Source organism: Paenarthrobacter nitroguajacolicus, from assembly GCF_007786235.1.
Taxonomy (GTDB): Bacteria; Actinomycetota; Actinomycetes; order Actinomycetales; family Micrococcaceae; genus Arthrobacter; species Arthrobacter nitroguajacolicus_A.
This window is the reverse complement of record NZ_VNFK01000008.1, coordinates 34816-47786: the sequence shown is the minus strand read 5'-3', so window position 1 is coordinate 47786 and position 12971 is coordinate 34816. Positions and strand designations below refer to the sequence as shown.

Here is a 12971-nt window from a genome sequence, read left to right as displayed (position 1 = left end):
CTTGGGCTCGTAGGGTGAGACCTTGGACCTATGGCAAAAGGATGGCGCGCTTCATCCTCGAAACTCAAGAGTTTGACAAAAACCTTCAAACGGTAAGAAATCAATACAAGGGCTACACGATTAGTTGACAGCTGCCCCTGTGTGATTTGTCTTGGCATTACTTGAAATGTCATATCCGGACAACCCTTCCCGAACCACGGAGAGCTCTATAAGGAAGAGCACTCCGGCCGCATCCACACGTCGATCAGGCCGCCTGTTTCCACCACGAACCGGTCCAACCAGGCGCCGACGGAAAGATCGGGCTGCGAACCCACCATCTGGACTTCCGCGTTCGTGCATTGCTCCATCAGTGTGCCGGCGCGGAAGAGGTGGTATTCGGAGGTGACTATCGTGACGGACTTCCAACCATGTTCCGCAATCAAAGCGCGCAATGCTTCGGCTTCGCCCCTCGTATTGAGGGGGGACGGGCGGAAGCACACCAGGTCAGGATCGCCAGCATCCTCGTGGCAAAGAGCATCGCCTTCCACATTGCCCGCAAGGCCGGTTGTTGAGACCACAAGAACCGGGATATCCAAGTCTTGCTGCAGCTCCTGGGCCACCGGTAGCCGCTCCTTGCTCATGCCGCCCAAGACAACGATTGCGTCAGTCCGGTGAGGGGCCGCTTGCGGGGGGTCATAGAAGAACTGGAAGGCTGCGATCAGCCAGAGCACTGCCGCCACAAAGCATGCCCCTATGACAATGCCAAAGGCGCGCGTGGCGGGGGCAGTTTTGAGGGGCACGGGGACAGTCTAAGGTCCGGAAATGAGTGGTCCCTCCGAGCCAGGAGCCACGCAGGACGCCTACCGCGTATCAACATCCTCAAACACAAGGAAAGTCTGCGTATCCAGCACCCCATCCATGGACTGCAATTGGTCGAAGATCACACGGCGCAGGTGAATGTTGTCGGTTGCTCGGACCAGGAGGATGACGTCAAAGTCGCCACCTACCAACGCAATGTGGTGTACCTCCGGTATGGCCCGCAGTTGTTCCTTCAGCTCACGCCATGAATGTTGCTGCACCTTCAGCGTTACGTACGCGGACGAGCGCAGGCCCGCCCTGATGGGATCCACCAGCGCAGTGAACTTGGTCAGCACGCCTTCGCCTGTGAGCCGGGCTATCCGCGAGTAGGCGTGTGCGCGGCTGATGTGCACATTCTCGGCCACCTGCGTAATGGACATGCGCCCGTCCGTGGTGAGTTCGCGGATGATGTCCCGGTCCACGCTGTCCAGCGGTACGGCGGTTTGCTCCGACTCGGCCTCGCTCACGGTCTCTCCAATTCGTCTACGGCACAGGCGCGTTACCCAGCTCACAATTACAATTCGTCTTCCAGAATACCCAGTTTTGGCAATGGCTTCCATGATTTTCCTGATAGCTGGATACGAAACAGCGCCAGGGAACATACTGGAAGCACATAGTGGCTAGAGAAGGACGGACCAATGACGATCCACGCAGACCACTCTGCGCCGGAAACGGTTGTAGAGGACCAAGCTGCTGACGTTCGGACTAAATTCGGCATCAGCGTCGAGGACTACATGCTCCCCGCCCGGCACCAGATCCAAATGGTGAACCCGGATGGCACCCTGCGCTCGCATGACGAGCAGGGCACCGAACCCGGCCACGAGTACCCCACGCCCGGCGACGCTGAACTTATGGCCGCGTATGAGCAGCTCGTCGTCGGACGTCGCGTCAACGACCAGAACTCTGCACTCGTCCGACAGGGCCGCATGGCCGTCTACCCATCCAGCCATGGCCAGGAAGCCTGCCAGGTTGCAGCTGCCATGTGCCTCAGTGAAGGTGACTGGCTGTTCCCCACCTACCGCGACGCCGTCGCCGTCATGACACGAGGGGTGGATCCCGTTGAGGTCATGACCATCTTCCGCGGCGACTGGCACGGTGGGTACGACCCCACAGAGCACAACGTTGGCATCCAGTGCACGCCCCTCACCACGCAGCTGCTGCACGCAGTCGGTGTTGCCCATGCTGCCAAGCTGCGCGGCGAAGACACGGTAGTGATGGCCATGTGCGGCGACGGCGCCACCAGCGAAGGTGACTTCCACGAGGCCCTGAACTTCGCCGCCGTCTTCCACCTGCCTGTCATCTTCTTTGTGCAGAACAACAAGTACGCCATCTCCGTGCCGCTCAGCCACCAGTCCGTGGCTCCGTCGCTGGCTCACAAGGCCGTCGGCTACGGAATGGCCGGTGAGCGCGTGGACGGCAACGACCTCGTCGCGCTGCTCGCCGTGATGGACCGAGCCGTGAAGCTGGCCCGCGAAGGATCCGGGCCGCTGCTGATTGAGGCCCATACCTACCGCATGCAAGCCCACACCAACGCCGACGACGCCACCCGCTACCGTCCGGACAGCGAAGTCGCCGAATGGCAGGCCAAGGATCCGCTGGCGCGCATGAAGTCGTACCTCACGGACAAGGGTCTCCTCGATGACGAGGCCGGCGCCAGGATCGCCGAGCATGCCGAAGCCGTCGCCACCCAGCTCCGTGAGGGCCTGGGCGAGGATGTACCGGTTCAGCCTCTGGACCTCTTCAAGTACGTCTTCGCGAAGCCCACCTCTCAGCTGAAAGAGCAGTCCGAATTGCTCGCCAGCGAACTCGCCCGCGCTGAAAGCGCCGGTAACACCGGCAACGCCCACAACTCAGGATCGGAGAGCGCAAAATGACCGTCACCACCGCTGCCAACGGCACCACCACAGCCAACGTCAGCGCAGCCACCGCCAGCGCCGCCGCTTCCGCTGCAGCAACAGCTGAAGCTACTGGTCCGCAGAGCCTCACTATGGCTAAGGCGCTCAACACCGCCATGGCCGACGCCATGCGCACCGATCCGGCTGTCCTGGTCTTCGGCGAAGACGTCGGCATGCTCGGCGGGGTCTTCCGCATCACCGACGGCTTGATGGCCGAATTCGGTGAACAGCGCTGCTTCGACACCCCGCTCGCAGAATCCGGCATTGTGGGCATGGCGGTCGGCATGGCCATCAACGGCATGCGCCCTGTCATTGAAATGCAGTTCGACGCCTTCGCGTACCCGGCCTTCGAGCAGATCGTCAGCCACGTAGCCAAGATGCACAACCGCACCAAGGGCAAGCTCAAAATGCCCATGGTTATCCGTGTTCCCTACGCCGGCGGCATTGGGGGAGTGGAGCATCACTGCGACTCTTCCGAGTCCTACTACGCCCACACCGCAGGCCTGAAGGTTTACACCCCGGCCACCGTCGCCGACGGCTACCGCATGCTGCGCGAAGCCATCGACTCCGACGACCCCGTCATGTTCATGGAACCCAAGAAGCTCTACTGGTCCAAGGACCAGGTGGACCTGGGCGCCTTGCGCGCAGAGCACGACGCCGGCACCTCCACCGAGGGCCGCGCAGCCGTTGCCCGTCCCGGCACGGACGCCACGCTCATCGCCTACGGACCTTCCGTTCCCACCGCGCTCGCCGCTGCGGCTGCCGCGGCCGAGGAGGGACGCTCGCTCGAGGTCATCGACGTCCGCACCCTCGTTCCCTTCGACGACGAGACCGTCTGCGCGTCCGTGCGCAAGACCGGACGCGCCGTCGTCATAGCCGAAGCGCACGGCTTCGCATCGGTTTCCTCCGAAATCGTGGCCCGCGTGCAGGAACGCGCGTTCCACTACCTGGCAGCGCCGATCCTCCGCGTGACCGGTTTCGATGTCCCGTTCCCGTCTCCCAAGCTGGAGCACTACTACCTGCCTAGCGTCGACCGCATCCTCGACGCCGTCGACGACCTTCAGTGGGAGGACTAACCATGAGTTCTGATATGCAGGTCTTCAAACTGCCCGATCTCGGAGAAGGACTCACCGAGGCCGAACTGGTGAACTGGCTCGTCGCCGTCGGCGACGAGATCGTGGTTGACCAGCCCATCGCCGAGGTCGAAACCGCCAAGTCCATGGTTGAGGTCCCCTCACCTTATGCCGGCACCGTCGCCGAGCTGCACGGTCAGGCTGGAGAAACGCTCGACGTCGGCAAGCCGCTGATCTCGATCTCTCGCGCTGGTTCTGGTTCGCCCGATGCCGCAGCGCCGGCCGCTCTGTCCTCCGGGATCGACGCTTCTCCTGCCGTAGAGGCGGCCGCCGAAACGTACCGTACTGAGGAGAAGGCCGGTTCCGGCAATGTGCTGATTGGATATGGCACGCCTGGGGGAGCGACTGGTGGCCGGACCCGGCCACGCAAGGCGAGTGTCGGCGTCGTCGATCGCCTTGCTGAACCTGTTGCTGAACCTGTCTTGGAACCGGCCGTTGCCGGGACACGCATCCCCGGCAAGCTCAGCGCGGTCATCTCACCGCTGGTGAGGAAGATGGCACGTGACCACGGTGTATCGCTGGACACGATCGAAGGCTCCGGTGCCAGCGGGCTGATCATGCGCCGGGACGTGGAAGCGGCTATCTCCACGCCGGAGTCTCCTGCAGTCCTGGCTCCCGCTCCTGCGCGTGTGGAAGCGCCTGCTGCCGCCGAGGGTTCCCTCGATGGGCGTACAGGCCTGGCAGTCTCGGCCCGGACGCCCGTCCGTGGAGTCCGCAAGGCCGTGGCCGCGAATATGACAAAGAGCCGCGCCGAGATTCCCGAAGCCACCGTCTGGGTGGACGTGGACGCGACCGCCCTGCTCGACATGCGGGCTGAGCTGAAAAAGCGTGCTCCGCATGAAACTCCGGGTCTGCTGGCCTTCATCGCGCGTTTTGTCACGGCTGGGTTAAAAAGGTACCCGGCGCTGAATACGCGGTTTGAAACTGCGGCTGATGGCTCGCAGGAGATCGTGGGCTTCGACGGAATCAACCTCGGTTTCGCGGCCCAGACCGACCGCGGCCTCGTGGTCCCGTCCGTGCGCAACGCTCACAAGCTGAGCGCCCGTGAACTGGACGCAGAGATCCGCCGACTCACCGCCGTCGCGCGTGAAGGTAAAGCGACTCCCACCGAACTGGGCTCCGGCACCTTCACGCTCAATAACTATGGTGTGTTCGGTGTTGACGGCTCGGCCGCGATCATCAACTACCCCGAGGTCGCGATGCTCGGAGTGGGCCGCATCATCGACAAGCCCTGGGTGGTCAACGGCGAGCTGGCCGTCCGTAAAGTCACCGAGCTGACCCTCGCCTTCGACCACCGCGTGTGCGACGGCGAAACGGCCGCGGGCTTCCTCCGGTACGTCGCGGATGCCATCGAGAACCCGGGTGGAGCGCTCGCGGATATGTAAGGCCCGCGGTGCTCACTTTGAACAGCAGAGACCACGATCTTCGGACCGTGGTCTCTGCTGGCTTAGCCTCCAAGTCCCGGTTCGTTCCGCTATTTCCCAGCTTTCCGAGGGTAGAGTAGAGGCCTGAACATCGCCGGATTGCACTGTAAACGGAGAATCAATTGTCAGCTTGGCTAGAACTCGGTCCGAACAACTACGTCCTGGAAACCGAGGGGTCGTTACTGAACACCGGACTCGTAGTGGGCACTGAACTCGCCATGGTCATCGACGCCGGTTGCGGCCCTCGCCAAGGCCGGGAGATCCTCGCGGCAGTCCGCGAAAAGACCCAGCTGCCGCTGGTTGTCGTGAACACGCACGCGCACTACGACCACTTCTTCGGCAACGCCGTTTTCGCTGACGACGGCGTCACGGAGTTCTGGGCGCACGCCAACTGTGCGGCGGCCATCGAAAAGGACGCCGACAACCAACGCCGCTTCGTGGCCACCAACGAACCCGAGATGGCAGCGGGCGAGGGCGACGCCGTCGACATCGTTGTCCCGAACGCGCTCGTCCACGACCAGCCCGTCCTGGTGGATCTCGGCGGAATCACCGCCACGCTCTTCTATCTGGGCCGTGCACACACCGATGGCGACCTTTTGGTAGGCACCAGCTCAACGCTCTATGTGGGCGACCTCGTTGAGCAAGGAGCGCACCCTTCGTTCGAGGATTCATATCCCGAGGAGTGGGCCGATGCCCTGCGGCACATTTCAGCCCTCCGCCACCGCTACGAATTCCTGGTGCCGGGCCACGGGAAGCCTGCAAGCGACCAGTTCGTCAAGACCATGGCTGACACCATGAGCACAGCGGTTCGGCAGGCAACGCAGTCCATCCGCGACATGCCATCGGACGCAACCAAGGCGATACCAGTGCTTCCGTATGGTCCCGAGCAATCCCGCTGGTTCATCAAGAGGCTCCAGGAAACCAATGCCCACGGACGGGCGACGTTGGCGACGCCGGACTTCGGGCCGGGAAAGACTGGAAGCTACCCTTCCTGAATCAAGCTGCTAAGTCCACCAGCAGGCAAACGAATGGTCCGTCACCACAAGCTGTGGTGGCGGACCATTCTAGGTTCTACCTATATTGTGATTGCAGTGGCACGGGGCTGGCAGTTATAGCCCGAGTCCTGAATTCGAGTATCCGATCTGGATTCTCGATCCTGTGGGAAGCGCACCCAGTGGCTGGTTTAGAACTATATCGATCATCGTGACGATGATCGCTGTGGATGATTTACTGACCTTGTGCAGGGTGACTTGGCCTAGGCCTGGCACTTGCACAACGGTGTTTGGGGCGACTGAGGCATTGATGGCCGGAAGACCCTTGATCCTAAGGTTGGAGAAAGTGGATGTGTCCGTCAGCGTCGCTGCTGTGGCACCGGCAGCCTTAGTCGCGCTTGTCTCGGCTTTGATGGCGTCAGCCTGGATCAGTCCGTTGAGCACGTTGAGTCCTGCAAGGGAGTTGGTCACGGCGCTCTTGGGCTGCGGGGTCAGGACGCCAGTAGTCGTCGTAGTGGATGCTCCGCTAATTGCAAGACCTGGGATGTTGATGCCGGCCACGTTCGCGGTGGTGGTTCCGCCGCCGCACCTAACGTAGGCCAATGCTGTCGGCCCTGAGTTCAGCAGACCATTGGCGAGTATTGCCTTGGTGCCGAACCCCCCGCCTGCAAGATAGCCCGGCTGGGCGGGCGTGAGGTGGGCGGTGCTGACACCCAAACGGATGTCGGTACCGATCTTGAGGCCAGGCAGCCCGGCTTTCAGAACTTCTACACGTAGCGCCGTGGTCGATACTTGGTAACTCCCGTTAACTAGGCGCTTCTCCTGGCCGTTCAAGGTGATCTTGCCAACCGAACCTACCAACGGAACGGCGAGGTCGAGCACCGTGTTAGCGCCCGGGTTGGCTCCAACAGCGATACCCAGAACTTTCAAATCAGCAATGGTCGTCTTGTTTGTGCCAGAAAAGGCTCCCGCAGTGTTCTTATCCGCGGAGCTTTCGGAGGTGATGGCTCCGGCAGTGATCAGCCCATCCAAGAGGGTGGTTCCGTTGATGGTGGATTTACTTTCGATCCGTTTACCCGTAGTGGTCAGCAGGGTTTTGACACTGGTCGTTGCTGCGCCGACATTGCCGACGGCGGGAACGGTCAGCGCCGCCGCGGTGTTAGAAGAAGTCTTTCCAGTTGCACCGGTGCAACTGATACTTGAACTCGCGGTGGGACCAGAAGTTAGTGTCTTATCGGTATTGAAAATGTAGGAACCATACGCGGAACCAGAGAATCCGGTGGTTACCTGCGCTGGTGTGGTTGCGGCAAGGGCCGGTGTAGCCGACCCGGCAAGCGCTAGAGTTAGTGCCCCCACTAAAGCAACATGCGAACGTTTCATGTATTTCTCCCCAGAATGTCGTACACGATCTCGTAAGAGTGCTTACGGTGCTGCTCACGGTACAGTCCGGAAATAGGCGAAAACAATAGATCCAACGAATCAGGTAAGGAGTTCTTTTCTTGTTCCCTCGTGCGACGCCCTGCGTCGGACCAGCCAAGAATTGTCCACGAGGTAGAGGCTGCAGGGTTTCGGTGAGAAAAGTGCCGTCCGGGAATCGCGTTGTGAAAGCTGGTTTACTCTCAGGCATGGACTAATGGGTAACTCCAGTCCTAGGATGAAGGCGACCGTATGGTTCGCGACTACCTGGGGGTGTCGAGATGAAGGGTTCACGCGTATTTCCGCGTGCTACCAGCATTCTCCGCTCTGTCATGATCGCTGGAGCCGGGACGGCAATCTGGATGGCACTCTCGGCTACAGCAGCGAGTGCAGACACCGGAGCCTCGGACAATCATTCATTGCTCGACTATTCATTGCGTGACGGAGTAACGTCCTCCGTTTCGTCCACGGTGTCAGCAGCAACGGGCACAGTGAAGGGTGTCGCCACCGCGGCAACAAGTACCGTCGGGTCGGTAGCGAAAGCGGCCGTGCCACCGGCGGCGGCTTCTACCGTCAGCATTCCTGTACCCAACGTGCCACTGCCCGCGCCTGTCAAAGGGGTGGTACCGGCAAAGCCGATATCGGTCCCTGTTCCGGCAGTGACGCCCATCGTTGGACAAGTCGGCGGATCTGCGGACGAGATCGTGGCAACAGTCCCCGTTGTCAGCCAAGTCCTTCCTGCTGATATTGCAGGGACCGTTGTGGGCACCGTGGTGGCACCAGCTACACGACACGTTGACGCCGCAGTTGAGGCCGCGGTTCCTCCTGTCAACGATGTCCTTGCGCCCGTCGGGCAGACCCCAGTAACCGACGTGGCCACTCCGATTCTTCAGCCAATTGTCGACGTCGTGGACTTAGTTCCTCCGCCTGTTGAAGCCGTTGTCCCGCCGCTCGCTCCCGTCGTCCCGCTGATCCCTGGCCCTGGGCCCTCAGTACTGCCCGTGCTGGGTGGTGATGGTCAACAAGCAGCGTCAGCCTTCGAAACCCCAGACCAGAGGCCAGTGACCGCACACACGGAGCAGGTCCGCGCTGCTACTGGCCAAGGCGGTGTCAACGAGGTATCACTGCTCTACTCGATATCCAGTGTGCTGGGTCCCACCGGCACGGTTCCAACTGCTGGGGCGGGCCCGGGGGCTGACCCGGACGCTCCCACCGAATGGCCTGCCGATCTTGAATCAGTGCCCGCCGGCGTGGCCGGAGCGGGCTCCAGTAATTCCAACAACGGTCCTCCAAGCTCCGCAGCAGCTTTCCTGCACGGGGCAGTGATTATTCCCGCAGAGTCTCTTCCTGGCCTCGCAACGGCAGCTGAAGAGCAACATCCAAAGCCGGTCTGTTTTGATCCCGGCTCCTCTCCTGACTAGTTCCCCCACCATGCCGCGCCACCTCTTGCGGCAGACGGTAATTCGGGCGATCCGTCATCGGACGTCTCTGGGAACAAGACCTTCAGGAGAAGATCACAATGAACAAGACCATACGCAAGTGCCTCATAGGCACATGCTTTGCCGGGGGCATGATTGTCCTCAGCGCGACCGCGGCAAACGCCGCGGACACCACCAGTGGCAAGGACGGGGTGCTATCGGGAACGCAGGTGGTGGCGCCGGTAACAGCGCCCATCAACCTCGACGCAACATCTCTGGGACTTTTGGGGGATTCAGCAGCTACGAAGTCAGCGACTGCGCCTGCTGCAGGTTCCGGCGCTGCACCTGTCGCCAGCACCAACGGTTCCAACAGCATCGGGTACGGGACGCAGGTAGTCGCCCCGGTCACGGTGCCCATAAACCTGGGCTCGTCGTCAGTGGGTCTGCTGGGGGGCTCCACTGCGGCGAGCTCAGCCACACCTGCCGCGCCAACGGCGGCAACCAGTCCGACGCCGGCAGCCGGTACCAGTGGTTCTGGCGGCATCGCCTCGGGAACCCAGGTGGTAGCACCGGTGACGGTTCCGATCACCGTGGGGTCGACGTCAGCGGGTGTCTTGGGGGACTCGTCAGCCACCTCGACACCAGCGGCAGCAACTTCTGCACCGGCGCAAGCGCCAGCGCAGACAACAACGTCGGGGGGAGAGAGTATCGCATCCGGCGCTCAGGTAGTGGCTCCGATAGCGGTCCCTGTTAATATCGGAGCCACTGCTGTGGGTGTCGGTGGCGACTCTGCAGCCACGTCCGGTTCTGCCGGTTCGGCAGCTCCTGCCGGGTATCCCTCGGGCTCTACAACCAGCGGTTCGGATGGCATTGGTTCGGGCACTCAGGTGGTTGCTCCGATCACGGTTCCGGTGAACACGGGTTCTACGTCGGCTGGTGTGCTGGGTGATTCCTCAGCTACGACCACTGGCACCACGGGTGGAACTGCCGGCACGGGCACAACGCCCGGCAGCACTACTTCGGGTAGCAACGGAGTGCTTTCGGGCACCCAGCTGATCATCCCGATCACGGCTCCCGTATCTACTGGCTCCACTTCGGTAGGCATCGGTGGCGGCTCGGCTGGCACGGTTACGCCTCCGGTGGTGAACCCGCCGGTCGTTACGCCTCCGGTGGTGAACCCGCCTGTCGTGAATCCGCCTGTCGTGAATTCTCCGGTGGTGAACCCGCCGACCGTCAACCCGCCCGCTGCTGGCGGCCCCGTCACCGGTGTTAATACAGGCAGCAACACAGCTGGCATGAACTCAGCCACTGGCACCCAAACTGGGACCGTCGTTTCCGCTGGTGCCACCCGAGGTGCGACAACGGCGGCAGCTGCCACCGCCGTCGGGAGTTCCACTGCGCTGGCTAACACGGGACTGAGCGACAGCTTCGGTCTTTGGGCAGGCGCCTTGCTCCTGATGGGCCTGTTCCTTGCCGCGGCTGGTCGCCGGAAGGCAGCAGTCAACCGCCGCTAGAGGACGGAAGCAATCCCGCGTCGCATGTAGTTGTTGCGGCTCCATCCTCGGAGCCGCAACAACTACGAGCCAGTATGGGCAGCATTGCAGTACGTAATGCCAGGCCGGTCCACACTTAGACAGTCCTAGGATGAAAGGGATGACCACCACCCAAGCAGATAGAAACTTCAGCCTTCGCAGCGTCGCCCTACCGGCCTTCGGGCCCGCGCTGCTGTTCTGTATCGGCGAAGGGGCGGTTCTGCCGGTCATCGCACTTTCGGCACGTGACCTGGGTGCTTCGGTGGCTGTATCGGCGTTGATCGTCACGCTGATCGGACTGGGATCATGGTTCTTCAATATCCCGGCCTCGATCATCACGGAGAAGTTCGGCGAACGGTGGTCGATTGTAGGAGCTGGCGCCTTGGGTGCGATTGCCCTCGGTGCAGCAGCGTTCGCACCGCAGGTTGAGCATGGCCTCTGGCTGCTGGCCGCCTCGATGACCCTCGTGGGAATGTCGGCCAGCGTCTTCAATCTCGCCAGACAGAAGTTCCTCACGGAGGCCGTTCCGGTCATGTTCAGGGCAAGAGCCCTGTCCACCTTGGGCGGCGTCACCAGGATCGGCATCTTCATCGGTCCGTTCGTCGGTGCCGGTGTGATGCAGTTCGCCGGCATCAGTGGGGCGTACTGGGTGGGGTTTGCGGGGATGATGGCAGCCGCGGCTTTGTCCCTCACCATCCCGGACCTGGTGGCCCCGGATACGTCCGACGGCGGTCCTCGCCCTCCGGCGTCGACGCTCAAAAGTGTTGCAGCCTCGCATGCAGGCGTGTTCCTGACGGTCGGTTTCGGGATCCTGCTCCTGAGTGCCCTGCGTGCTTCGCGACAGGTGGTCATCCCGCTCTGGGCGGATCATCTGGGGCTCGATGCCACGCATGCCTCGCTGCTCTTCGGGTTATCCGGGGCGATCGACATGCTGGTGTTCTACCCTGCCGGGAAGCTCATGGACAGGAAGGGCCGGCAATGGGTGGCCATCCCCTCCACGTTGATCATGGGCACGGCCTTGATACTGATTCCGTTCACCGGCGGATTCGTTCCGCTGCTGCTGGTTGCGTTGCTGATCGGATTCGGCAACGGCATCAGTTCCGGGCTGATCATGACGTTGGGCGCCGACTTCTCACCGGATAATGGGCGCAGTCACTTCCTGGGGATCTGGCGCTTCATAGCGGACTCTGGTGCAACCGGGGGACCTGTGTTGTTGTCCGGGCTGACGGCTGCGATCTCACTGTCTGCAGGTGTCTGGGCCACAGGCGTACTGGGCTTCGCAGCGGCCGTGGTGTTCGCCGTCGCAATTCCGCGGCTGAAACATCGGCGGAACTACTGAGGCGTACGGCTGGCAGCGGGATTCAGGACTCGCGCGCTGGCGCGGCTAGACTACCGTGGTGCCAGAAAACCAAGCCGCCGAAGCCCCCACGCCATCCAGATTCTCGGACCTTGACGCATTTCTGTCCGCGGACGAGGTTCCTGCTGGGCTGATCGAGATTCAGCACCAAGGCTTGCCCATTGAAATCCTGAATGTCCCTGCCGACTCCGATACCACCTTGGTGTGTCTCCACGGAGCGGCCGAGAATGACGTTCGTCTGCCATGGTTTCTGGGCCAAGGAGTGACCGCCGGCCTGCCCGTCAATCGCATCTTCATCTCTGACCCGAGCCTCAGGAAGTCCACCGATTTCAATATTGGGTGGTACGCGGGCTCCAAGGAGCAGCCGGACCTTCAAGAGACCCTGACCGATGTTATTCGGCGCATCGTGAGGGCGACCGGAGGGTACAACGTCATGTTCTTCGGCAGCTCGGCAGGCGGGTACGCCAGCCTGGCACTGTCCAGATTCTTCCCGACATCACTTGCTCTCGCGGTCAATCCTCAGACCTCAATTTCCCGGTTCTACCCTGGTGCCGTGGGACGTTACATGACCCACGCCTGGGACATGGAGGGAAAGGATATGACCGAGTTGCCCGCGCGGGTTGCTCATGACCTGGTACCTGCCTATTCTGCGGGCTTTGACCACACGGTAGCTCTTGTTCAGAACGCAAAGGACTGGTTCCACATCCAGAACCACCAACTGCCCTTCGTGGACGCGGTTGGTGGCTCTGACAACCTCTTCATGCTCATGGACAGATGGGGACCCGACACCGGCGATGGCCATACCCCGCCGCCGAAAGAGCTGGTTCGGGCATGGTTCGAAAAGCTTGTGACGTGCCGGGGCCACTGGCAGGCAGGGCTTGCGGACTGCGGTTTCCAAGCTGAAACCACACGATCAGACGTGAAGCGCCGGGTGGGGGAAACCGCCCCATCGGTTCCGGCCAGCTGA

The 12971-nt window shown here is 61.9% G+C and carries 11 protein-coding genes; 8 read left to right on the top strand and 3 right to left on the bottom strand.

Going from position 1 to position 12971, the window contains the following annotated elements; genetic code table 11:
* Positions 1–206: 206 nt before the first annotated feature.
* Positions 207–779: a YdcF family protein gene (locus FQP90_RS11980; protein WP_244296730.1), complete on the bottom strand. Its 573-nt coding sequence runs from the start codon at positions 777–779 to the stop codon at positions 207–209.
* Positions 780–839: 60 nt separating this feature from the next.
* Complete coding sequence (locus FQP90_RS11975) at positions 840–1304, bottom strand: Lrp/AsnC family transcriptional regulator (RefSeq protein ID WP_144650535.1); 465 nt, start codon at positions 1302–1304, stop codon at positions 840–842.
* A 171-nt stretch (positions 1305–1475) separates the two neighbouring features.
* Here FQP90_RS11975 and pdhA point away from each other — a divergent pair, with 171 nt between their 5' ends.
* From pdhA to FQP90_RS11955, 4 genes are all read left to right on the top strand, one after another.
* Positions 1476–2711, top strand: coding sequence for a pyruvate dehydrogenase (acetyl-transferring) E1 component subunit alpha (pdhA, locus tag FQP90_RS11970; protein WP_144650532.1), 1236 nt, complete (start codon positions 1476–1478; stop codon positions 2709–2711).
* Positions 2708–3808: an alpha-ketoacid dehydrogenase subunit beta gene (locus FQP90_RS11965; protein WP_144650529.1), complete on the top strand. Its 1101-nt coding sequence runs from the start codon at positions 2708–2710 to the stop codon at positions 3806–3808. Before pdhA ends, FQP90_RS11965 begins: the two co-directional genes overlap by 4 nt.
* Positions 3809–3810: 2 nt before the next feature.
* Positions 3811–5250, top strand: a complete 1440-nt coding sequence (locus FQP90_RS11960) for a dihydrolipoamide acetyltransferase family protein (protein WP_144650526.1) — start codon at positions 3811–3813, stop codon at positions 5248–5250.
* 161 nt (positions 5251–5411) lie between these two features.
* Positions 5412–6284 (top strand): MBL fold metallo-hydrolase, encoded by an 873-nt coding sequence (locus FQP90_RS11955; RefSeq protein WP_244296728.1) that lies wholly within the window; start codon positions 5412–5414, stop codon positions 6282–6284.
* Between the two features lie 114 nt (positions 6285–6398).
* On the opposite strand, the gene FQP90_RS11950 is transcribed toward FQP90_RS11955, so the two are convergent.
* Positions 6399–7661, bottom strand: coding sequence for a choice-of-anchor P family protein (locus FQP90_RS11950; RefSeq protein WP_144650523.1), 1263 nt, complete (start codon positions 7659–7661; stop codon positions 6399–6401).
* Positions 7662–8029: 368 nt separating this feature from the next.
* Between FQP90_RS11950 and FQP90_RS11945 the strand changes: the two genes are divergently transcribed.
* The 4 genes from FQP90_RS11945 to FQP90_RS11920 all read left to right on the top strand — a co-directional run bounded on the left by FQP90_RS11945 (position 8030) and on the right by FQP90_RS11920 (position 12971).
* Entirely contained in the window at positions 8030–9118 is a 1089-nt protein-coding gene (locus FQP90_RS11945) for a hypothetical protein (protein WP_244296726.1), read from the top strand.
* Positions 9119–9216: 98 nt separating this feature from the next.
* A complete protein-coding gene (locus tag FQP90_RS23300) occupies positions 9217–10629 on the top strand; it encodes a cell wall anchor protein (RefSeq protein WP_167510466.1) in 1413 nt (470 codons plus the stop codon).
* A gap of 139 nt (positions 10630–10768) precedes the next feature.
* Positions 10769–11986: an MFS transporter gene (locus FQP90_RS11925; RefSeq protein ID WP_144650509.1), complete on the top strand. Its 1218-nt coding sequence runs from the start codon at positions 10769–10771 to the stop codon at positions 11984–11986.
* Positions 11987–12044: 58 nt separating this feature from the next.
* Positions 12045–12971, top strand: a complete 927-nt coding sequence (locus FQP90_RS11920; RefSeq protein WP_144650505.1) for a hypothetical protein — start codon at positions 12045–12047, stop codon at positions 12969–12971.

Coding starts and splice junctions, on each gene's coding strand:
- pdhA (WP_144650532.1), top strand. CDS start 1,476: ATGACGATCCACGCAGACCACTCTGCGCCGGAAACGGTTGTAGAGGAC.
- FQP90_RS11965 (WP_144650529.1), top strand. CDS start 2,708: ATGACCGTCACCACCGCTGCCAACGGCACCACCACAGCCAACGTCAGC.
- FQP90_RS11960 (WP_144650526.1), top strand. CDS start 3,811: ATGAGTTCTGATATGCAGGTCTTCAAACTGCCCGATCTCGGAGAAGGA.
- FQP90_RS11950 (WP_144650523.1), bottom strand. CDS start 7,661: ATGAAACGTTCGCATGTTGCTTTAGTGGGGGCACTAACTCTAGCGCTT.
- FQP90_RS11945 (WP_244296726.1), top strand. CDS start 8,030: ATGATCGCTGGAGCCGGGACGGCAATCTGGATGGCACTCTCGGCTACA.
- FQP90_RS23300 (WP_167510466.1), top strand. CDS start 9,217: ATGAACAAGACCATACGCAAGTGCCTCATAGGCACATGCTTTGCCGGG.
- FQP90_RS11925 (WP_144650509.1), top strand. CDS start 10,769: ATGACCACCACCCAAGCAGATAGAAACTTCAGCCTTCGCAGCGTCGCC.